The 19965-nt window shown below is 71.9% G+C and carries 21 protein-coding genes and 1 pseudogene; 14 read left to right on the top strand and 8 right to left on the bottom strand.

Annotated features, from left to right (window positions below):
- Position 1: 1 nt before the first annotated feature.
- Positions 2–766, bottom strand: a complete 765-nt coding sequence (locus tag VGE38_RS13020) for a glycerophosphodiester phosphodiesterase family protein (protein ID WP_331142972.1) — start codon at positions 764–766, stop codon at positions 2–4.
- Between the two features lie 9 nt (positions 767–775).
- Positions 776–2308: a type II toxin-antitoxin system RelB family anti-toxin gene (gene relB, locus VGE38_RS13015; protein WP_331142971.1), complete on the bottom strand. Its 1533-nt coding sequence runs from the start codon at positions 2306–2308 to the stop codon at positions 776–778.
- A 101-nt stretch (positions 2309–2409) separates the two neighbouring features.
- Between relB and VGE38_RS13010 the strand changes: the two genes are divergently transcribed.
- Both VGE38_RS13010 and VGE38_RS13005 read left to right on the top strand, forming a co-directional pair.
- Complete coding sequence (locus VGE38_RS13010) at positions 2410–3426, top strand: zinc-dependent alcohol dehydrogenase family protein (protein WP_331142970.1); 1017 nt, start codon at positions 2410–2412, stop codon at positions 3424–3426.
- Positions 3427–3451: 25 nt separating this feature from the next.
- A complete protein-coding gene (locus tag VGE38_RS13005) occupies positions 3452–3679 on the top strand; it encodes a hypothetical protein (protein WP_331142969.1) in 228 nt (75 codons plus the stop codon).
- A 13-nt stretch (positions 3680–3692) separates the two neighbouring features.
- Here VGE38_RS13005 and VGE38_RS13000 read toward each other — a convergent pair whose 3' ends face one another.
- Positions 3693–3845: a hypothetical protein gene (locus tag VGE38_RS13000; protein ID WP_331142968.1), complete on the bottom strand. Its 153-nt coding sequence runs from the start codon at positions 3843–3845 to the stop codon at positions 3693–3695.
- Positions 3846–4068: 223 nt separating this feature from the next.
- On the opposite strand from VGE38_RS13000, the gene VGE38_RS12995 reads away from it, so the two are divergent.
- The 3 genes from VGE38_RS12995 to VGE38_RS12985 are packed head-to-tail and all read left to right on the top strand — an operon-like array spanning position 4069 to position 7362.
- Positions 4069–4557 (top strand): helix-turn-helix transcriptional regulator, encoded by a 489-nt coding sequence (locus VGE38_RS12995; RefSeq protein WP_331142967.1) that lies wholly within the window; start codon positions 4069–4071, stop codon positions 4555–4557.
- A 5-nt stretch (positions 4558–4562) separates the two neighbouring features.
- Positions 4563–4973 (top strand): VOC family protein, encoded by a 411-nt coding sequence (locus tag VGE38_RS12990; protein ID WP_331142966.1) that lies wholly within the window; start codon positions 4563–4565, stop codon positions 4971–4973.
- A 43-nt stretch (positions 4974–5016) separates the two neighbouring features.
- Complete coding sequence (locus VGE38_RS12985) at positions 5017–7362, top strand: ATP-binding cassette domain-containing protein (protein ID WP_331142965.1); 2346 nt, start codon at positions 5017–5019, stop codon at positions 7360–7362.
- A 16-nt stretch (positions 7363–7378) separates the two neighbouring features.
- Here VGE38_RS12985 and VGE38_RS12980 read toward each other — a convergent pair whose 3' ends face one another.
- The gene (locus VGE38_RS12980; protein ID WP_331142964.1) at positions 7379–7819 is read right to left on the bottom strand and encodes a hypothetical protein; all 441 of its coding nucleotides are present in this window, start codon (positions 7817–7819) and stop codon (positions 7379–7381) included.
- Positions 7820–7884: 65 nt separating this feature from the next.
- Between VGE38_RS12980 and VGE38_RS12975 the strand changes: the two genes are divergently transcribed.
- Together VGE38_RS12975 and VGE38_RS12970 are read left to right on the top strand one after the other, a co-directional pair.
- On the top strand, positions 7885–8076 hold the full coding sequence (locus tag VGE38_RS12975; protein ID WP_331142963.1) for a hypothetical protein: 192 nt from the start codon (positions 7885–7887) through the stop codon (positions 8074–8076).
- Positions 8077–8226: 150 nt separating this feature from the next.
- The gene (locus VGE38_RS12970; RefSeq protein WP_331142962.1) at positions 8227–8520 is read left to right on the top strand and encodes a hypothetical protein; all 294 of its coding nucleotides are present in this window, start codon (positions 8227–8229) and stop codon (positions 8518–8520) included.
- 180 nt (positions 8521–8700) lie between these two features.
- Here VGE38_RS12970 and VGE38_RS12965 read toward each other — a convergent pair whose 3' ends face one another.
- Entirely contained in the window at positions 8701–10779 is a 2079-nt protein-coding gene (locus VGE38_RS12965; protein WP_331142961.1) for a putative bifunctional diguanylate cyclase/phosphodiesterase, read from the bottom strand.
- A 52-nt stretch (positions 10780–10831) separates the two neighbouring features.
- On the bottom strand, positions 10832–11320 hold the full coding sequence (locus tag VGE38_RS12960) for a GNAT family N-acetyltransferase (RefSeq protein WP_331142960.1): 489 nt from the start codon (positions 11318–11320) through the stop codon (positions 10832–10834).
- A 61-nt stretch (positions 11321–11381) separates the two neighbouring features.
- On the opposite strand from VGE38_RS12960, the gene VGE38_RS12955 reads away from it, so the two are divergent.
- Positions 11382–12524 (top strand): zinc-binding dehydrogenase, encoded by a 1143-nt coding sequence (locus tag VGE38_RS12955; protein WP_331142959.1) that lies wholly within the window; start codon positions 11382–11384, stop codon positions 12522–12524.
- Between the two features lie 4 nt (positions 12525–12528).
- Here VGE38_RS12955 and VGE38_RS12950 read toward each other — a convergent pair whose 3' ends face one another.
- On the bottom strand, positions 12529–13224 hold the full coding sequence (locus VGE38_RS12950) for a sortase domain-containing protein (RefSeq protein ID WP_331142958.1): 696 nt from the start codon (positions 13222–13224) through the stop codon (positions 12529–12531).
- A 63-nt stretch (positions 13225–13287) separates the two neighbouring features.
- Here VGE38_RS12950 and VGE38_RS12945 point away from each other — a divergent pair, with 63 nt between their 5' ends.
- The 3 genes and pseudogenes from VGE38_RS12945 to VGE38_RS17590 all read left to right on the top strand — a co-directional run bounded on the left by VGE38_RS12945 (position 13288) and on the right by VGE38_RS17590 (position 14892).
- Positions 13288–14121, top strand: a complete 834-nt coding sequence (locus VGE38_RS12945; protein ID WP_331142957.1) for an aldo/keto reductase — start codon at positions 13288–13290, stop codon at positions 14119–14121.
- A gap of 33 nt (positions 14122–14154) precedes the next feature.
- Positions 14155–14214 (top strand): annotated as a pseudogene (locus tag VGE38_RS12940) (hypothetical protein); the annotation flags it as partial.
- Between the two features lie 282 nt (positions 14215–14496).
- Entirely contained in the window at positions 14497–14892 is a 396-nt protein-coding gene (locus VGE38_RS17590) for a peptidylprolyl isomerase (protein WP_524538552.1), read from the top strand.
- On the opposite strand, the gene VGE38_RS12930 is transcribed toward VGE38_RS17590, so the two are convergent.
- A complete protein-coding gene (locus VGE38_RS12930; RefSeq protein ID WP_331142956.1) occupies positions 14879–15358 on the bottom strand; it encodes an OsmC family protein in 480 nt (159 codons plus the stop codon). The genes VGE38_RS17590 and VGE38_RS12930 overlap by 14 nt on opposite strands.
- A gap of 26 nt (positions 15359–15384) precedes the next feature.
- Here VGE38_RS12930 and pepN point away from each other — a divergent pair, with 26 nt between their 5' ends.
- From pepN to VGE38_RS12915, 3 genes are all read left to right on the top strand, one after another.
- Positions 15385–17829 carry an aminopeptidase N gene (gene pepN / locus VGE38_RS12925; protein WP_331142955.1) on the top strand — a complete coding sequence of 815 codons (2445 nt, stop codon included), beginning with the start codon at positions 15385–15387 and terminating at the stop codon, positions 17827–17829.
- A 60-nt stretch (positions 17830–17889) separates the two neighbouring features.
- Positions 17890–19080 carry an exonuclease SbcCD subunit D gene (locus VGE38_RS12920; RefSeq protein WP_331142954.1) on the top strand — a complete coding sequence of 397 codons (1191 nt, stop codon included), beginning with the start codon at positions 17890–17892 and terminating at the stop codon, positions 19078–19080.
- The coding region (locus VGE38_RS12915; protein ID WP_331142953.1) for an AAA family ATPase at positions 19080–19965 on the top strand (886 nt) is incomplete at its 3' end. The genes VGE38_RS12920 and VGE38_RS12915, both read left to right, overlap by 1 nt.

Here is a 19965-nt window from a genome sequence, read left to right as displayed (position 1 = left end):
CTCAGTCCCTCCACTGGCCGCGCTCGGCGAGCACGTCCTTCAACAGGTCGGTCCGGTCGGTCATCAGGCCGTCCACGCCCCGGTCGAGCAGCTCCCTCATCTCCGCGGGGTCGTCGATCGTCCACACGTGCACCTGCTTGCCCGCGGCGTGAGCGCGGCGTACCAGGCCGCGGGAGGCGACGGTCAACGGGCCGCGCCGGTGCGGCACCTGCAGCACCGCGACCCGGCGGCGGGTGAGGCGGTCCGCGAGCCGGCCGCTCGGCAGTGCCAGGAAGGCGACGACCTCGAGGGGGTGCGCCGAGGTGCGCACCCGGCCGCGCGAGAGTCGGCGGAACTCCCGCAGCGTGGCGGGGGAGAACGACCCGACGATCACCCGGTCGTGGTCACCGCGATCGTCGAGCAGCGCGGCGAGCGCGGCCGCGGCCCGACGGGCCTTCAGGTCGACGTTGAACTTCGCCGTCGGGAACGCGTCGAGCAGCTCCACGAGGGTGGGCACCTGCTCGTGACCGCCGACGCGGGCGGTCCGCACCTGCTCGTAGGTGAGCTCGGCGATCGCGCCGCGCTGATCGGTGACCCTGTCCAGCACGGCGTCGTGGAATGCGAGCAGCACGCCGTCACGGGTGACGTGGACATCGGTCTCGAGATAGTCGTAGCCGAGCGCCACGGCATGCTCGAAGGCCGCCAGGGTGTTCTCGAGCCCCTCGATCTCCGGGTGGTAGGCGCCGCCGCGGTGGGCGAAGGCGAGAACTGCGGCCGACGAGGTCACAGGTGGAGGCTAGTTGCTGATGTCCCGGAACGGCTCGATGTTGGCGCCGAGCTCGTTGAGTCGCTCCGCGAGGTCCTCGTAGCCGCGGGCGATGACGTAGGTCGAGCGGAGCACGGAGGTGCCCTTGCTGGCCAGCATCGCGAGCAGGATGACCACGGCGGGACGCAACGCGGGCGGACAGACGATCTCGGCACCGGAGAAGTGGGTCGGCCCCTCGATCATCACCCGGTGCGGGTCCATCAGCTTCACCGAGGCGCCCAGCTTGTTGAGCTCGGTGAGGTAGATGGCGCGGTTCTCGTAGACCCAGTCGTGCAGCAGCGTCTGGCCCTGCGCCACGGCGGCGATCACCGCGAAGAACGGCAGGTTGTCGATGTTGAGGCCGGGGAACGGCATCGGGTGGATCTTGTCCAGCGGCGCGTGCAGCACCGAGTGGCCGGTGGTGATGTCGACCAGCCGGGTCCGGCCGTTGCGGGCGACGTACTCCTCGCCGCGCTCGTAGACCAGGCCCATCTCCTCCAGCGTGGCGAGCTCGATCTCGAGGAACTCGATCGGGACGCGCCGGATGGTGATCTCGGAGTCGGTGACGATGGCGGCCGCCAGCAGGCTCATCGCCTCGATCGGGTCCTCCGACGGCGCGTAGTCGACGTCGACGTCGATGGTCTCGACGCCCGTGACCGTCAGTGTGGTGGTGCCGACGCCCTCGACGCTCACGCCGAGCTTCTGCAGGTAGAAGCAGAGGTCCTGGACCATGTAGTTCGACGACGCGTTCCGGATCACCGTGGTGCCCGGGTGCAGCGCCGCGGCCATGAGCGCGTTCTCCGTGACGGTGTCGCCGCGCTCGGTCAGCACGATCGGGCGACCCGGCTCGACCGACCGGGTGACCCGCGCGTGGTAGGAGCCCTCGGTCGCCTTGACCTCGAGGCCGAACGGACGCAGCGCCGCCATGTGCGGCTCCACGGTGCGCGTGCCGAGGTTGCAGCCGCCGGCGTAGGGCAGCTCGAAGTTGTCGGCGCGGTGCAGGAGCGGACCCAGGAACATGATCACCGAGCGGGTGCGCCGAGCGGCGTCCTCGTCGATGGCGTCGAGCCGCAGGTCGCGCGGCGGGATGATCTCCAGGTCGTTGTCGTCGTTGAGCCACCGGGTCTGGACCCCGAAGGAGCGCAGAACCTCCAGCAGCCGGTTGACCTCCTCGATGCGCGCGACCTTGCGCAGCGTGGTCCGACCCCGGTTCAGCAGGGACGCGCACAGCAGCGCGACCCCGGCGTTCTTCGAGGTCTTCACGTCGATGCTGCCCGAGAGCGTGGTCGGGCCGGTGACCCGCAGGTGCGTGGGCCCGGCGGCGAGTGAGACGATCTCGGAGTCGACGGCAGCGCCGATCCGGGCGATCATCTCCAGGGAGAGGTTCTGCTGGCCCTGCTCGATCCGGTTGATGGCGCTCTGACTGGTCCCGAGACGTTCGGCCAGCTGGGCCTGGGTGAGACCACGGTGCTTGCGGGCGTCGCGGACGAGGTTCCCGATGCGGCCCTTGTATCCCTCACTCATGCGACAACGGTAACTCATATATGAGATATCGCAACGCGGCGTCGATCGGCCTGGTAGGGGACCTCGGAAGGCGACGGGGGACCGCCTGCCAAGATGGCCGCATGCGTGCCACCACTCTCCACGGCGACCGGGACATCCGCTTCACCGAGGTGCCGGACCCCGTCATCGCCGAGCCGACCGACGCGATCGTCAAGGTGGTGGCCAGCTGCATCTGCGGGTCCGACCTGTGGAACTACCGTGGCGAGAACAAGATCACCCCGGGCATGACGATCGGGCATGAGTGCCTCGGTGTCGTCGAGGAGGTCGGCGCGGCGGTGAGCGCCGTGCGTCCGGGCGACTTCGTGATCGTGCCGTTCTGTCACTGCGACAACACCTGCGCCCACTGTCGCGCCGGAGCCCAGTCGGTGTGCGAGAACCTCGGGTTCACCACGAGCGGACAGGCGGAGTACGCGCTGGTCAAGCAGGCCGACGGCAGCCTGGTGCGCACCGACGGCGTCCCGGACGACGCGTTGCTGCCGGGACTGCTGGCGCTGACCGACGTGATGGCCACCGGCTGGCACGCGGCGGTCTGTGCCGGCGTACGCCGCGGCGGCACCGCCGTCGTCGTGGGGGACGGCGCGGTCGGACTGTGCGGCGTCATCGCAGCCCGCCAGCTGGGCGCCGAGCGGGTCGTGGCGATGTCGCGCCACGAGGACCGCCAGGAGCTGGCTCGGCGCTTCGGCGCGACCGACATCGTGGCCGAACGCGGTGAGTCCGGGGAGGCTGCCGTGCGGGAGCTGACCGGCGGCGTCGGCGCCGACTACACCCTCGAGTGCGTCGGCACCGACCAGGCCATGAAGACCGCCTTCAAGGTGGCCCGTCCCGGCTCCATGGTGGGCTTCGTCGGCGTCCCGCACGGTGTGAACCTGCCGGTGAACGCGATGTTCGGTCGCAACGTCGGCCTCTACGGCGGCATGGCGCCGGTGCGCCGCTACCTGCCCGAGCTGCTCGGGCTCGTGCTCCACGGCACCATCGACCCGGGGCCGGTCTTCGACCTGACGATCCCGATGGACCAAGTCGCCGAGGGCTACCGCGCCATGGACGAGCGCACCGCGATCAAGGTGTTCCTGCAGCCCTGATCCGCCAGCGGGGTACCGGTCCCTCATGGACGAGTACCAGCCGGGACAGGCGACCGGGAACCAGCGGGACCGGGAGCGGGCCGAGACCCGGGCAGCGCTGCTGCCGGAGGAGCAGGTCGTCGGGAGCGAGGACCCGCAGGCACAGGCCGAGGAGATCCTCGAGGAGTCCGACGAGCGCACCGCGGACCCGGAAGGCACGGGGGAGAGCTACCAGCAGACCTCGACGCCCGCGCAGCGGCCGTCGGTCGACTGACCGGCCGGCGCCGTCAGCGGCCGGCTCGACCGGACTGGCCGACGAGCGCGGGCTCGCAGCCGCAGTCCTGGTCGCACGGCAGGAACACATGACCGGCGTGGCCGCAGTACTGGCACGGCAGGTCGTGCGAGAGGTGCTCGGTGTTCGTTTCGACGGTGTCCCACATGGCGTTACTCCCTCGGTGGCATCTCCACGCTAGATCGGCAGGGGCCCGGTTCTTCGGAGGATCGCCGCAGAACCCGCCGTGTTGGGGACGAATCTGACCCGCCCGGGCCATACCGGTGCCGCGCGCCTGGTCACGGTGGGCCAGCCTGGTCGGGCCAGGCGGGGTGGACGCCCGGGTGGCCGCCCGGGTGGACGCTGTCGGTGGGGGACGACAGGATGGAGGAGTGCTTGATGCGTCCGTGCCGTTCGACGAGCTGGTCAGCCCCGAGCGGCTGCGCCACCTCGCCCGCCTGCGCCAGGTCCGCGACCGCATCGACCGGGAGTACGCCCAGCCTCTGGATGTGGAGGCGCTCGCGCGCGGCGTGCACCTCTCGGCGGGTCACCTGAGCCGCGAGTTCAGGCTCGCGTTCGGCGAGTCGCCGTACAGCTATCTGATGACGCGACGCATCGAGCGCGCGATGGCGTTGCTGCGCCGTGGCGACCTGAGCGTCACCGAGGTGTGCTTCGCGGTGGGCTGCGCGTCGCTGGGCACCTTCAGCACCCGCTTCACCGAGCTCGTCGGCGTCTCGCCCGGCGTGTACCGCCGCAAGGCCGCCGAGGCCGCGGCCGAGGAGACGGCCGGAGCGGCGGAGATGCCGTCGTGCGTGACGAAGCAGGTCACCCGACCCGTCAGGAATCGAGAAGCGACGCCCGTCGCCCCCGCACTAGCGTGACGGCCATGGATCTCAGCATTCACACCACGTTCCTGCCCCACACCGACCCGGAGGCCTCGCTGTCGTTCTACCGCGACACGCTCGGCTTCGAGGTCCGCAAGGACGTCGCCTACGGCGGCCAGCGCTGGATCACGGTCGGGCCGGCCGGGCAGCCGGAGACCAACCTGGTCCTGGAGCCCCCGGCGATGGACCCGGGCCTGGTCGACGACGAGCGCCGCGCGATCCTCGAGATGATGGCCAAGGGCAGCTACGCCCGGCTCATCCTGGCCACCACGGACCTCGAGGCCACCTTCGACCGGATCCAGGCCACCGGCGCGGAGGTGATCCAGGAGCCGACCGACCAGCCGTACGGCGTCCGCGACTGCGCCTTCCGTGACCCGGCCGGCAACCACATCCGCATCAACCAGGTCGACTGAGCTCGACTGCCACGCCCGCACCACACCTGAGGAGCCCGACCGCATGCACTCCGCCGACAGCCACGACGTCATCCGCGTCGTCGGCGCTCGCGAGAACAACCTCAAGGACGTCGATCTCGAGATCCCGAAGCGCCGGCTGACGGTCTTCACCGGTGTGTCGGGGTCGGGCAAGAGCTCCTTGGTGTTCGGGACGATCGCCGCGGAGTCGCGTCGGCTCATCGACGAGACCTACTCCACGTTCGTGCAGGGCTTCATGCCCAACCTGCCGCGCCCGGAGGTCGACGCACTCGAGGGCCTGACGACGGCGATCCTGGTCGACCAGGAGCGGCTGGGTGCCAACCCGCGCTCGACGCTGGGCACCGTCACCGATGCCAACGCGATGCTGCGCTCGCTGTTCAGCAGGCTCGGGCAGCCCTACATCGGCGGTCCGACGGCGTTCTCCTTCAACATCCCGACGGCCAAGGCGAGCGGGGTCTTCACGACGGCCACCGGCGAGAAGAAGATCGTCAAGGATGCCGTCTACCTCGGCGGCATGTGCGCCGAGTGCGAGGGTCGCGGCACCGTCTCGGACCTCGACCTGTCCGTGATCATCGACGAGTCGAAGTCGCTGACCGAGGGCGCCATCCTCGTCCCGGGCTACACCGCCGACGGCTGGATGGTGGCGACGTTCATCGAGTCCGGCTTCTTCGACCCGGCCAAGCCGATCCGGGAGTACTCCGAGAAGGAGCGCCACGACCTGCTCTACAAGCAGACGACCAAGATCAAGGCCAAGGGCATCAACGTCACCTACGACGGGCTGATCCCCAAGCTGCGCAAGTCGATGTTCAGCAAGGACGTCGACTCGCTGCAGCCGCACATCAAGGCCTTCGTGGAGCGGGCCGCGGTCTTCAAGACCTGCCCCGAGTGCGGTGGCACCCGACTCAACGAGTCGGCGCGATCCTCGAAGATCAACGGCCTCAGCATCGCCGACGTCTGCGCCATGCAGGTCACCGACGCCGCCGAGTGGCTGCGCGGGATCGAGGCGCCCGGAGTCGCGCCGCTCGTGGCGGGACTGCTGCACCTGCTCGACTCGTTCGTGGACATCGGCCTCGGCTACCTCTCCCTCGACCGCCCGTCGGGGACGCTGTCCGGGGGAGAGGCGCAGCGCACCAAGATGGTGCGCCACCTGGGGTCGGCACTGACCGACGTCACCTACGTGTTCGACGAGCCGACGGTGGGGCTGCACCCGCACGACATCGAGCGGATGAACACCCTGCTGCTCGAGCTGCGCGACAAGGGCAACACCGTGCTGGTGGTCGAGCACAAGCCCGAGACGATCGCGATCGCCGACCACGTGGTCGACCTCGGCCCCGGCGCCGGATCGGCCGGCGGGATGGTGTGCTTCGAGGGCACGGTCGAGGACCTGCGCGCTGCGGACACCCTCACCGGGCGCCACCTCGGCTACCGCGCGCGGCTCAAGGACGACGTCCGCACGCCCAGCGGCCGGCTCGAGATCAGGGGAGCGAACCGGCACAACCTGCGCGACGTCGACGTCGACGTACCGCTCGGCGTGCTCTGCGTGGTGACCGGCGTCGCCGGCTCGGGCAAGAGCTCGCTGATCCACGGCTCGCTGCCCGGTGACGCCGGCGTCGTCTCGGTCGACCAGGCGGCGATCAAGGGCTCGCGTCGCAGCAACCCGGCGACGTACACCGGCCTGCTCGAGCCGATCCGCAAGGCCTTCGCCAAGGCGAACGGCGTGAAGCCCGCGCTGTTCTCGGCGAACTCCGAGGGCGCCTGCCCGACCTGCAAGGGCGCCGGGGTCATCGTCACCGAGCTCGGCTTCATGGACACCGTGTCGACGCCCTGCGAGGACTGCGGCGGCAAGCGGTTCCAGGCAGCGGTCCTGGAGCTGCGCCTGGGCGGCCTGAACATCGCCGAGGTGCTCGACCTGCCGGTGGCCGAGGCGCAGGCCTTCTTCGCCGAGGGGGAGGCCGCGACGCCGGCTGCGGCCGCGATCCTGGCGCGCCTCGCGGACGTCGGGCTGGGCTACCTCAAGCTCGGGCAGCCGCTCAACACGCTCTCGGGCGGTGAGCGTCAGCGGATCAAGCTGGCGATGCACCTGGGGGAGAGGGGCGGGATCTACGTGCTCGACGAGCCGACCACCGGCCTGCACCTGGCCGACGTGGAGAACCTGCTGCGACTGCTCGACCAGCTCGTGGACGCCGGTAAGTCGGTCATCGTCATCGAGCACCACCAGGCCGTGATGGCCCACGCCGACTGGATCATCGACCTCGGCCCGGGGGCCGGCCACGACGGCGGTCAGGTCGTCTTCGAGGGCACCCCGGCGGACCTGGTCGCGGCCCGGTCGACGCTGACCGGGCAGCACCTGGCCGAGTACGTCGGGAGCTGACCCGTCCGAACGGTCGTTATGTCAACTTCCAGACGCCCGGACCGGCCTTCACCATCACACCCTGACGGATGAGGGACTGCCGGGCCCGGCGCGCCGCGAAGTGCCAGCGCAGCTCGCCCTCGGGCGTCCGCTCGGTGTCGCCGGGGCGGAAGCCGTCGCCGATCACCGCCTCGACGGCGCCGAGGACGTCGTCGGCGGCGAGCTCGCCGCCGGCCTCGGTCAGCACGTCCACGATGAGCGGCTCCAGCACCTCCGGCGGCGTCCAGCGACGGGCCACCGGACGACTGGTCGTCACCGGTGCGGAGCTGGCTGCCGGCGTACGGGTCCGCGGCTTGGCAGCGCGCGGCGCGGGAGGTGCTGCGACCGGCTCCGGGACCGGCCGTCCGTGGATGCACTGGGACAACGGCAGGTCACAGCGTTCGCAGTAGTCATCGGTCGAGTCGTCGGTCGCAGCCATCGCGTTCACGATACCGGCGCCGCACACGCTCATCCGCACATGCCCGAGCGCCTAGGCTGGGAGACGTGACCGACGTCATCGAAGAGCTGACGCGCTGGGAGGACGCCGGCGGCACCTGGCGCGTCCTGGGCCGGTCCGGCGACGACCTCACCGTCGGCCTGTTCACGTGCGACGGTGGCGACGAGATGTCGCGCCTCGTCGCCCCCGCGGCCACGCTGGAGCCGTTCCTGGCCGGCCGGACGAGCAACGCGGACTGAGACCAAGACGTGCCGCGCGGCGCCCGCTCTGTTTGAACGGCGCGCGAAGGGGTCACAGAGCGCTACTGCGTCAGCATCCTGGCGCGGACGATTCCGAATCAACGTGTCGGCCTCTGCGAGAGCCCGACGTGTAAAGGAGAACCGGAGCATATGTCTGCAAATGACACCACCCGCGCGGTCGTCGGCCGTCGGATCAGCCACGAGACCAAGCCGTCGTTCAAGACCTCGGAGCTGGTGGCGTACGTCGTTGCCGTCCTCGGCGTCCTCATCGCCGCCGCGGTGGTCGACGAGCGTGACTTCGGTGCGCAGGAGGCTTGGTTCTACGTTTCGCTCCTGACCATCGGCTACATGATCAGCCGTGGGCTGGCGAAGTCCGGCAGCCGCCAGTTCTTCGACGACAACGCCGAGACCCGCCGCGACCACCGCGGTTCCGTCGACCGCTGAATGGACCCACTCCGGTCAGAGCCCGTCCCCGCGCTGCGCGGGGGCGGGCTCTGCTCGTTCCGGGCGCGCCACTACCAGTAGTGACAAATCGGGACGAAGCAGTGCGTGATCCAGAACGCCGATAAGCGACATTATGTCAATCCACGTGCGGAGGATGCGCTCGCCGCAGCGCAGGAGGCCCTACCGGCTCCTGCGCAGGTCCCCCGCACGCACGATCTCGTCGACCGGCGTGGGCCGGCCGAACAGGTAGCCCTGCGCCTCGTCGCAGCCGGTGGTCGTCAGCAGCGCCAGCTGGTCGGTGGTCTCGATGCCCTCCGCCAGCACCCTCATGCCGAACGTCCTGCCGAGCGACAGCACGGCCTGGACGAGCACCACGGTCTGCTCCGGCGTGCCCGAGCCGGAGAAGAACGACCGGTCGATCTTGATCCGGTCGAACGGGAACGACCGCAGCGCGTCCAGCGACGAGTAGCCGGTGCCGAAGTCGTCCAGGGCGATGCCGACGCCCAGCGCCTTGATCTCCGCCAGCGCCTCGCCGGCGCGCTGGCGTTCGGTGAACAGCGCCGTCTCGGTCAGCTCGAGCTCGAGGCGCTCCGCCGGCAGCCCGGAGTCGGCCAGCGCGGAGCGCACGCTCTCGACGAGGCCGGGCCGGGCCAGCTGCACCGCGGAGACGTTGACGGCGACGCGGTACGCCGGCTCCCAGGTCGCCGCCTCGGCACAGGCCGTGCGCAGCACCCACTCGCCGATCGGGACGATGAGGCCGGTCGCCTCAGCGAGCGGGATGAACTCCGCCGGTGAGATCGGTCCCAGCGTCGGGTGCTGCCAGCGCAGCAGCGCTTCGTAGCCGCGGATCTCGCCCGACGGGACGGCGGTCTGCACCTGGTACTGCAGCGACAGCTCGTCCCGCTCCAGCGCCTTGCGGAGATCGGCTGCCATCCCCCGGCGAACGCGGGTCTGCTCATCGAGCATCGCGTCGTACACCTGCAGCTCGTGCAGCGGGTCGCTCTTGGCGCGGTACATCGCCAGGTCGGCGTTGTTGATCAACGTCTCGGCGTCGGCGGCGTCGTCCGGGAACACCGCTGCGCCGATGCTGGCCTGCGGGGCCAGCAGGTCGGAGTCGAGGTGGATGGGCGCCGACAGCGCGTGCTGCAGCCGGGCCAGGAAGCCGGGCAGGTCGCGGTCCTCCCCCACCCGGACGAGCGCGACGAACTCGTCGCCTCCGACGCGCGCGATGAAGGCGCCCGCGTCCTCGCGCACCAGCTCGCTCATGCGGCCACCCAGCACGCTGAGCACCTCGTCGCCGACGTTGTGACCGCGCAGGTCGTTGATCTCCTTGAAGTCGTCGATGTCGATGACGACCAGCGCCAGCCGGTGTCCCTGCCGGCGCGCGCGCTGGATGTCGGCGTGGAGACGCTCGTTGAAGCTGGCCCGGTTCGGGAGGCCGGTCAGCACGTCGGTCAGCGCGAGCCGACGGAACCGCTCCACGGCGGCCGTCCGGGTCCGGTCGTCGATCAGGTAGCCGGCCGCCCCGGCGCCGATGGTCACGAAGGACAGCGCCGCGATGGTGACCGCGAGGACGTAGAGGGACTCGTCGTCGGTGTACGTGGCGTCGACCGAGGACGGGACGACCGCCATCGCGCGCATCCCGACGAAGTGCAGCAGCAGCACCGACGCGGCGAACAGCACCCACATCAGGTTGCCGGCGTGACGCAGCGGTCGCCGGGCGACGTGCAGCGCACCGGCCCCCAGGACGACGGCGCAGGCCACCGAGACCGCGACCACCGGCGTGTCCCAGAGAACGGTCCCCTGCACACGCAGCGCGCTCATGCCGACGTAGTGCATGGACGCGACCGCGAGGCCGACGAGGACCCCGCCGAGGGCCGGACGGAAGCGCGACGGCTGGTCGCCACCCGCGACCAGGAAGCCGGCCGCACTGCCCAGCACGGCGACCGCCAGCGAGAGCGCCGTCTGCCAGCGGTCGAAGTCCATCGGCGTGCCCGGGTGGTAGCCGAGCATCGCGACGAAGTGCGTGCACCAGATCGTCACGCCGCTGGCCAAGGCGGTCAGGAACAGCCAGCTCGCCCGCTGCCCGTAGCGGTCGTCGGTCATCCGCTGGAAGAACCGCGATGTCGCCCAGGCGCCGGCCAGGCACAGCAACGCAGCGGTAGCCACTAGGAAGGGATCGTGGTGCGCCGATGCGTGGGCGTGCGTCATCGCGGCCGCGCCTCCCTCCGGGCTGGTGATGCCGGCCCCCGAGGGCATGTCATCGTTGGACGGCTGATGGTATCGCCTGACGCCGGCCGACACGCACGGGTTACCGGGGCTCGAGGACCAACTCCATGTAGACGCTGAGCGGATCGGGCCGGTAGTGCCCGAACGGTGGCCGCTCCCGGAACCCGTGCCGGGCGTAGAGCCGTCGCGCCGCCGCGAAGTAGTCCTCCGCCCCGGTCTCCAGCAGCACCCTGCGCCGGCCGGCGGCCCGGGCCTGGTCCAGCAGGTGGCGCAGCAGGGCCGTGCCCACGCCGCGACCCCGCGCCCCCGCCGTGGTGCGCATCGACTTGACCTCGACGGCGTCGGCGAGCGCGCCGTCGAGCAGCTTCAGTGCGCCCACGCCCAGCAACTCCTGCCCCGCCCAGGCGGACCACAGGGCCACCTCCGGCGCACGCAGCGCGGCGATCGGGAGCGCGTGCACGCTCTCGGGCGGCGAGGTCGCGTGCATCTCCGCGAGGTGCTGCTCGAGCAGCGCCGCGACCGCCGGGCGACTGAGATCGTCGAGCTCGAAGCGCAGGTCCGCGGCGTCCACGTCGTCACGGTACTGGGCCGGTCGGCTCGCGGCGGGCGTGGGCACCTGCCACAGTGTCGCCATGCGCGCCGTCGTCACCCACCAGTCCGAGCTCGAGGTCAGCGAGGTCCCCACCCCGGTGCCGGGTGCCGGCCAGGTGCTGGTCCGCACTCTGCGGACCGGCATCTGCGGCTCCGACCTGCACGCCCGCGCGCACGCCGACGTGCTGGCCGACGTGGCGGCGGGGCTCGGCTACGCCACCGTCATGCGCCCCGAGCACCGGGTCGTGATGGGACACGAGATCCTCGGTGAGGTGGTCTCCTACGGCCCCGGCACCCGCCGCCGCTGGAAGCGCGGCACCCGGGTGGTCGCGATGCCGATCCTGCGCACCGGTGGCGCGGCTCGGCTGGTCGGGTTCGACGAGGCCGCCCCGGGTGGCTACGCCGAGCACGTGCTCGTCCAGGAGGCGCTCGCCTTCCCGGTGCCGGACGGGGTGCCGGACGACGCGGCTGTCTTCACCGAGCCCCTGGCCGTCGCCCTGCACGCCGTACGCCGCGCCGGCGTCGGCCGCCGACCGGCCGTCGTGGTCGGCTGCGGGCCGATCGGGCTGGCGGTCATCGCGATGCTGAAGGCATCCGGCGTGCGTCGCGTGATCGCCTCCGACCTCTCCCCCGCCCGTCGGGAGCTGGCCCGCCAGTGTGGTGCCGACGTCGTCGTCGACCCTCGCGAGACCGACCTCTGGGCCGAGCTCGCGGTGCCGGGTCCGCTGCGCTCCCTGCCGGGCTACCTCGACCTCGCCGTCGAGGCGACCGGCCTGCTGCGCAAGGTTCCGCTCCTCCCCTGGCAGCGGCTGATGCGGGCCGCCAACGTCCTGGGCGCCGGCCCGGCCGGTCCGGTCGTGTTCGAGTGCGTCGGGGTGCCCGGGATCCTCGACGAGGTGATCGCCGGCGTTCCGCTGCAGTCACGCATCGTGGTGGTGGGCGTCTGCATGGAGCCCGACACCTTCCGTCCCGCGGTGGCCATCCACAAGGAGATCGACCTCCGCTTCGTGTTCGGCTACGACCCGGCGGAGTTCGCCGCCGCGCTCGACCTGATCTCCGACGGCAAGGTCGACCCGGCCCCGCTGCACACCGGAACCGTCGGGCTCGACGGTGTGGCCGGCGCGTTCGCAGACCTGGCCGACCCGGAGCGGCACGCGAAGATCCTGGTCGACCCGAGCCGCTGAGCCGTCATCGCGGTCGGAAGTGCGGATTGGGCACCCGCCTGACCAGGACCCCGATCTTGTCGATGCGGTGCTCGGGGTTCCCGAACCGGTCCCGCCAGTGGTTGCCCGCGGCCCGGTCCTCCGGCGTGGCGCAGGTGGAGATCGTGACGAAGCCACGGGTCGGCCGCACACCCGGACGACCCGGCACGGCGGCGCGCTGCGCCCGCAGCGACTTCGCCGAACGGAACGACACCCACCGCGTCTTCACGATCCGGTAGACGTAGCGCCACCGACCGGCGTCGACGAACACCCGCGCGCCGCGCTTGAGAGACGGCGTGCGCCAGAACGCCGCGCCGTGCGACGAGCGGTGCGCGGTCACCTGGTAGTTGCCGACGCCACCGGGTCCGGTGCCGCCCCGCGGGCCGTGCGGGCTGGCGGCGATGCCGCGGTTCTGGATGCGGGTGCCGGGCCCGTCGTCGGTCTTGCCTCGGTAGGCGATCACCGGGAGCCGGTGGATCCCGATCGCCGGGATGGTCAGCCGCGCGTTGCGGGGCTTGCCGGTGCTGTAGGCGACGGAGGCGGCTCCCGCGGTGAGGTCACCCTCGGCGGCTCCCTCGGCGGCGGAGGTCGGCGGAGCGGGCACGGTGGCGAGCGCGGCGCCGAGGGCGACGGCGGCGATGGCGCCGGCCGACCTGCGCAGACGGGTGCGGGTGCGGGTCATGGGCGCGCGGTACCCACGCCCAGCCGGTTCAGTGCGCCTGGATCGCCGTCCTAGGTTGGTCCCATGACGCTGACGCGCACCCTCAACGACGGCCGCACCATCCCCGCCATCGGCTTCGGCACCTATCCGTTGACCGGCGAGGAGGGGGTGGCTGCTGTCACGTCCGCGATCGAGGTCGGCTACCGGCTGGTCGACACCGCGGTGAACTACGGGAACGAGCGCGAGGTCGGCGAGGCGATCCGGCGCTCCGGCGTACCCCGCGAGGAGCTGTTCGTGACCAGCAAGCTCCCCGGCCGGCACCATGCGTACGACGACGCGGTCCGTTCCACCAAGGAGTCGCTCTCGCGCCTCGGTCTGGACCACCTCGACCTGCACCTGATCCACTGGCCCAACCCGAGCGTCGGGCTCTTCGGTGAGGCGTGGCGAGCGCTGGTGGACCTGCGTGAGCAGGGCCTGGTCGCGTCGATCGGCGTCTCCAACTTCACTGAGGCCCATCTGGAGCAGATCATCGCCGACACCGGCGTGACGCCCGCCGTCAACCAGATCGAGCTGCACCCGTACTTCCCGCAGCCGCAGATGCGGGCCGTGCACGAGCGGCTCGGGATCCAGACCGAGTCGTGGAGCCCGCTCGGGAAGCGGCAGGCGCCGTTCACCGAGCCGCCCGTCGCCGCGGCCGCCGAGCGGCTCGGCCTCTCCCCCGGCCAGGTCATCCTGCGCTGGCAGGTGCAGCTCGGGTCGATCCCGATCCCGAAGTCGGCGACGCCCCAGCGCCAGCGGCAGAACCTCGACGTCTTCTCCTTCGAGCTGACCGAGGAGGAGATGGCCGCGATCACCGCTCTCGGCCGACCCGACGGCCGGCTCTTCGGCGGCGATCCGGAGACACACGAGGAGCAGTGACGGCCCGGCGCCCCGGCCGGGCCACGATCCCCCTACGATTCCGACATGCTCAAGCGCACTGTGCCCGCCGTTGCCCTGGTCGCGACCGCCGTCCTCGCTGGCTGCGGGTCCGACGACACCGCCAAGGAGCCCCGCACCACGCCGTCGAGCTCGGAGAGCCGTGGCAGCACGGACGCCTCGGCGAGCGCGGGCAGCTCGGCCCCGGCCGCCGACGGCCCGGCGTGCGCCTACACGCCCGACGGCTCGGACCCGGGCGCGGAGCTGCCGCCGGCGACCGCGACCCGCACCGCCGACGTCGCCGCGACGCTCTCGCTGGCCACGCCGGACCCGGTCGACCTGGCGCTCACCCTCCACGCCGGCACCGCGCCGTGCACGGTGAACTCCTTCGCCCACCTGGCCGGGAGCGGCTACTTCGACAAGACCGAGTGCCACCGGTTGACCACCGAGGGGATCTTCGTGCTCCAGTGCGGCGACCCGACCGGCACGGGCATGGGAACGCCCGGCTACTCCTTCGACGACGAGCTCGCCGGCAGCGAGACCTACCCCGCGGGCACCCTGGCCATGGCCAACGCCGGACCGAACACCAACGGGTCGCAGTTCTTCATCGTGTACGCCGACACCCAGCTGCCGCCGAGCTACACGGTCTTCGGCACCGTCGACCCCGCGGGCGTCGCCGCCGTCTCCGCCATCGCGGAGAAGGGGACCGACAGCGGCCAGAGCGACGGCGCGCCCAAGGATGCCGTCGAGATCACCTCGGTCAAGATCCGCTGAGCGGTCCCTCGACGTACCTCACCTCGTCGCCGACGGTGACGGTGCGTCCGACGGTGCACAACCGGTCCTGCACCCGCTGCAGCGTCGGCGCCAGCACAGCGCGAGCGGCGTCGCCCTCGGGCCCCTCGGGGAAGGTCACGTCGAAGGTCACCGTCAGGCCGACCATGCGGTTGCCCTGCTCGTCGCGGACCTTGTGCCCGTCGGCGCGGGCGGCGAACGTCGCGAACGGCGCGCGCTTCCCGGCGATGAAGTCGAGATCGAGGGCGCCGCACCCCGCCAGGCCCGCCAGGAGCAGCTCCACCGGCGTGAAGTCCGGGTCCTCGCCGTGGCCCACGGGCAGCACGCCGCCCCGTGCGTTGGTGGCCTTGAAGCGGTGCTCGCCGACCTTCTCGAGGTCGACGAACCGGTAGGAGGCATCCTCGGGCGAGCGCGGAGCCGAGGCGGGATCGGTCGTCGGAGAGGTCATGGTCCCAGCGTGCCAGACTGTCGGCCGTGAGCACCGACCTGAGCCTGCAGCGCACGGAGGCCGAGGCCCGCCGCGCGCTCCTCGACATCGCCTCGTACGACGTCACGCTCGACCTGGCTGGTGACGAGGCGACCTTCGGGTCGGTGACCCGGATCCGGTTCACCAGCAGGGGCGGCCCCACGTTCGTCGACCTCAAGCCGGTCGCCGTCGGCTCCGTCACCCTGAACGGCTCTCCGGTCGACCCAGGCCTGCTCGACCGCGGCCGACTGCCGCTGGAGACGGAGGCCGGCGAGAACGAGCTCGTGGTCGCGGCCACGATGCGGTTCCGCAACGACGGCGAGGGGCTGCACCGCTCGGTCGACCCGGCCGACGGCCATCACTACGTCTACGGCATGTCCTTCATGGACGCCGCTCCCAGCATCTTCGCCTGCTTCGACCAGCCCGACCTCAAGGCGCCCTACACCTTCTACGTCCGGGCGCCTCGCGACTGGGTCGTGATCGGCAACGGCGCCGCCACCCAGGTCGAGCCGGGGGTCTGGGAGCTGGCCGAGACGCAGCCGCTGTCGACGTACTTCGTCACGCTGGCGGCCGGGCCGTACCACCAGGTCAGCGCCGAGCACGACGGCATCCCGCTCGGCCTGGCCGCGCGGGCGAGCCTGGCCGGCGCGCTGGAGCGTGACGCGGAGGAGATCCTGACCCTGACCCGGCAGTCCTTCGACGAGTTCCACCGGCTGTTCGGGATCCGCTACCCGTTCGGCAAGTACGACCAGGCGTTCGTGCCGGAGTTCAACGCGGGCGCGATGGAGAACCCCGGCTGCGTCACGTTCCGCGACCCGCTGGTGTTCACCTCCCGGGTCACCCGCGGGATGAGGATCCAGCGGGCCACCACGATCGCCCACGAGATGGCGCACCAGTGGTTCGGCAACATCGTGACGCCGCGCTGGTGGGACGACCTGTGGCTCAACGAGTCCTTCGCCGAGTACATGGGCAACCGGGTCACGGCCGACGTCACCGAGTACGCCGACACCTGGACCGACATGAGCTACGCCCGCCGGCAGTGGGGCCTCGTCGCCGACCAGGGCCCGAGCACGCACCCGGTCGCCGGCAACGGCGCCGTCGACGCCGTCGCCGCGCTGCAGGACTTCGACGGCATCTCCTACTCCAAGGGCTCCGCGATCCTGCGTCAGCTCAACGCCCGGCTCGGCGACGAGACTTTCTTCGCCGGGGTGGTCGACCACTTCGAGAGTCACCGCTTCGGCAACGCGACGATGGCCGACCTCATCGCGAGCTGGGAGCGGGCCGGCGCCGGCGACCTGTCCGACTTCACCTCGGAGTGGCTGCGCAAGGCCGGGCCGGACCACCTCCACTGGGACCGCGACGCCGGCGTCATCGTGCGCCAGCCCCCGACCGCCGCGCCCGCCGAGCGTGAGCACACGTTCCGCGTCGCGGTCGCGCGCGACGACGGCTGGCAGACCGAGACCGTCACCGTGAGCGGCCCGCGCACGCCGTACGCGCCCGAGGGCGCGGTGGAGGCGGTGGTGCTCGACCCGTACGACGACACCTGGGCGGTGCTGACGCCGGACTCCGGCACGGTGGAGTCGCTCAAGCGGCTGCTGCCGACGCTCGGCGACGAGGGGCTGCGCGCCGGCGTGTGGAACAACCTGCGCAGCGCCTTCCACAACGCCCTGGTCTCCCCGGCCGACGTCGTCGAGATCGCGGTGGCGAGCCTGCCGATCGAGGACGCCGAGGACCACGGCCGGCGTACCCGCGCATGGCTGTTCGGCACCGTCGTCCCCCTCGCCCCGGCCGACGCGCTCGACCGCCTGCACGCCGCGGCGATCGGCAAGCTCGCGGTGACCGCGCCGGGCTCGGAGGCGCAGCTCGCGGCGTTCCGCGCGGCGATCTCCACCTGCCGCTCCCCCGAGCGGCTGCGGATGTGGCTGGCCGGTGCGCCCGACGGCATCGAGGTCGACGGCGACGTCACCTGGCGGATCCTGGTGCGGTTGGCCCAGCTCGGCGCCACCGACCGCGACGAGCTGGCCGCGTCGTTCGAGGCCGACCCGACCGCCGACGCCCGGGTGCAGCACACCCGCGCCGTGTGCTCGCTGCCCGACGAGGCCGCCAAGGCCTACGCGTGGTCGGTCTTCACCGGCGACGTCGACCTGCCGAACTACGAGATCGAGGCCGCCGCAGCCGGCCTGTGGCGCAGCGGTCAGCCGGAGCTGGCCGCACCCTACGTCGAGCGCTACTTCGCCGAGCTGCCCGGCACCGCCAAGGTGCGCAGCGGCTGGGTGCTAGCCGACGCCGCCGACTGGTTCTTCCCCAGCAGCAGCATCGAACAGGCGACGCTCGAGCGGGCCGAGGCGCTGCTGAGCGACGAGTCGCTCGACGCCTCCATCCGGCGCCGGCTCGCCGACCGGGCGGACCTGCTGCGCCGCCAGCTCGCCGTGAAGCGGGCGTTCTCGGCCTGAGCCCGGGTGCCACGGCGTGGGTCCGCAGGAGTGTCGGCGGCGCCTCCTAACGTTGCGGGCATGCGGATCCTGCACACCTCCGACTGGCACCTGGGGAGGTCCTTCCACCGCGAGGGGATGCTGACCCACCAGGCCGCCTTCGTCGACCATCTCCTCGAGGTGGTCGAGCAGGAGCGTGTGGATCTGGTGGTGGTCTCCGGCGACGTCTACGACCGGGCCCTGCCTCAGGTCGACGCGGTGCGGCTGGCCTCCGAGACGCTGGCACGCCTGGCCGCCTCCCGGGCCAACGTCGTGCTCACCAGCGGCAACCACGACTCCGCGCAGCGGCTCGGGTTCGGCTCCTCGCTCATCGACGCGGCGGGCGTGTTCATCAGGACCGACGCCGGAAGGGTCGGGGAGCCGGTCCTGCTGCACGACGAGCACGGCCCGGTCGCCGTCTACGGCATCCCCTACCTCGACCCCGACGCGGTGCGCGAGCCGTGGGGGCTCCCCGCCCGCTCCCACGAGGCCGCCCTGGCCGAGGCGATGCGCCGGGTCCGCGCCGACCTGACCGGGCGCAGCGCCCGCTCGGTGGTGATGGCGCACGCCTTCGTGGCCGGCTGCGAGCCCAGCGACTCCGAGCGCGACATCAGCGTCGGCGGGGTGTCCATGGTGTCCGCGTCCCTCTTCGACGGCATCGACTACACCGCGCTGGGCCACCTCCACGGCAGTCAGTCGCTCAGTGCCACCGTCCGCTACAGCGGATCTCCCCTTGCCTACTCGTTCTCCGAGACCGGGCACGTCAAGGGCAGCTGGCTCGTCGATCTCGACGGCTCGGGCGCGACGACCGCGGAGTTCGTCCCGGCGCCGGTCCCCCGCTCACTGGCCCGGCTGCGCGGCGAGCTCGAGTCGCTGCTGAGCGACCCCGACCTCGACGCCCATCGCGACAGCTGGGTGCAGGTCACCCTGACCGACGCCGTGCGGCCCTCCCAGGCGATGGAGCGACTCCGCCGCCGCTTCCCGCACACGCTGGTCCTCGGCTTCGAGTCGACGGCCCCGGTCATCGGCCCGCTGACGACCCCGGGCACCAGCAGCCGTCGCGACCGGGACCTCGTCGCCGACTTCGTCGCCGAGCTGCGTGGCACCGCCGCGTCTCCCGCCGAGCTCGAGCTGCTCGGCCGGGCCGTCGACGCCTGCTGCGCCGACGGCGACGTCGACACGCTGGTCACCCCCACCGCGGACGCCGAGGAGTTCGCCGAGGTCCTCTTCTGATGCGACTGCACCACCTCGAGGTGACCGCCTTCGGACCCTTCACCGAGACCGTCACCGTGGACTTCGACCGGCTCTCCGACGCGGGTCTGTTCCTGCTCTCGGGGCCGACCGGCGCCGGCAAGACCAGCATCTTGGACGCCGTCTGCTTCGCGCTGTACGGCGACGTCCCCGGTGACCGGTCAACGGCCAAGCGGCTGCGCGCCGACCAGGCCGCGCCCGGCCTCGCGTCCCGAGTCGTCCTCGAGGCCACGCTCGGGGGCCGGCGGTTCCGGCTCACCCGGAGCCCGGCGTGGGAGCGCCCGAAGAAGCGCGGCACCGGAACCACCACCCAGCAGGCGTCCGTGGTCGTCCAGGAGCGTGTCGAGGGCGAGTGGATCACCCACACCACGCGGCTCGACGAGGCCGGCCATCTGGTCGCGGACCTGCTCGGCATGAACCTCACCCAGTTCGTCCAGGTCGCGATGCTCCCCCAGGGGCGGTTCCAAGCGTTCCTCCGCGCGCGGTCCGAGGAGCGCAAGGAGCTGCTGCAGCGGCTGTTCCGCACCGAGCGGTTCACCGACGTGGAGCGGTGGCTGCGTGAGCGCCGCGTCGAGCTGCGACGGCGCTCCGAGGCCGCCCACCAGCAGGTCGCCGACGTCGTCAGCCGCACCAGCGAGGCCACCGGGGTCGCGCTGCCCGACGACTGGGACATCGCGGACCTCGCCCTGCCTGCCGGCGACGGCTCGCTCACCGCCTGGGTGGCGAGTCTGGCCGACGATGCCCGGATCGAGCGGCAGCAGGCCGGCGATGCGGCGGCAGCCGCGGTCGCCGCGGAGACCGCCGTCCGCACCGAGCTGGAGCACGGCCGTGCCCTCGCGGAGCGGCGGGCGCGGCTCGACGCCGCCC

It is taken from the genome of Nocardioides sp., from assembly GCF_036405735.1.
Classification (GTDB): domain Bacteria; phylum Actinomycetota; class Actinomycetes; order Propionibacteriales; family Nocardioidaceae; genus Nocardioides.
Note: the sequence above shows the minus strand (reverse complement) of the source record. Positions and strands in the feature narration are given on the sequence as shown.

Coding starts and splice junctions, on each gene's coding strand:
- relB (WP_331142971.1), bottom strand. CDS start 2,308: ATGAGTGAGGGATACAAGGGCCGCATCGGGAACCTCGTCCGCGACGCC.
- VGE38_RS13010 (WP_331142970.1), top strand. CDS start 2,410: ATGCGTGCCACCACTCTCCACGGCGACCGGGACATCCGCTTCACCGAG.
- VGE38_RS13005 (WP_331142969.1), top strand. CDS start 3,452: ATGGACGAGTACCAGCCGGGACAGGCGACCGGGAACCAGCGGGACCGG.
- VGE38_RS13000 (WP_331142968.1), bottom strand. CDS start 3,845: ATGTGGGACACCGTCGAAACGAACACCGAGCACCTCTCGCACGACCTG.
- VGE38_RS12990 (WP_331142966.1), top strand. CDS start 4,563: ATGGATCTCAGCATTCACACCACGTTCCTGCCCCACACCGACCCGGAG.
- VGE38_RS12985 (WP_331142965.1), top strand. CDS start 5,017: ATGCACTCCGCCGACAGCCACGACGTCATCCGCGTCGTCGGCGCTCGC.
- VGE38_RS12980 (WP_331142964.1), bottom strand. CDS start 7,819: ATGGCTGCGACCGACGACTCGACCGATGACTACTGCGAACGCTGTGAC.
- VGE38_RS12970 (WP_331142962.1), top strand. CDS start 8,227: ATGTCTGCAAATGACACCACCCGCGCGGTCGTCGGCCGTCGGATCAGC.
- VGE38_RS12965 (WP_331142961.1), bottom strand. CDS start 10,779: ATGCCCTCGGGGGCCGGCATCACCAGCCCGGAGGGAGGCGCGGCCGCG.
- VGE38_RS12955 (WP_331142959.1), top strand. CDS start 11,382: ATGCGCGCCGTCGTCACCCACCAGTCCGAGCTCGAGGTCAGCGAGGTC.
- VGE38_RS12950 (WP_331142958.1), bottom strand. CDS start 13,224: ATGACCCGCACCCGCACCCGTCTGCGCAGGTCGGCCGGCGCCATCGCC.
- VGE38_RS12945 (WP_331142957.1), top strand. CDS start 13,288: ATGACGCTGACGCGCACCCTCAACGACGGCCGCACCATCCCCGCCATC.
- VGE38_RS12930 (WP_331142956.1), bottom strand. CDS start 15,358: ATGACCTCTCCGACGACCGATCCCGCCTCGGCTCCGCGCTCGCCCGAG.
- VGE38_RS12920 (WP_331142954.1), top strand. CDS start 17,890: ATGCGGATCCTGCACACCTCCGACTGGCACCTGGGGAGGTCCTTCCAC.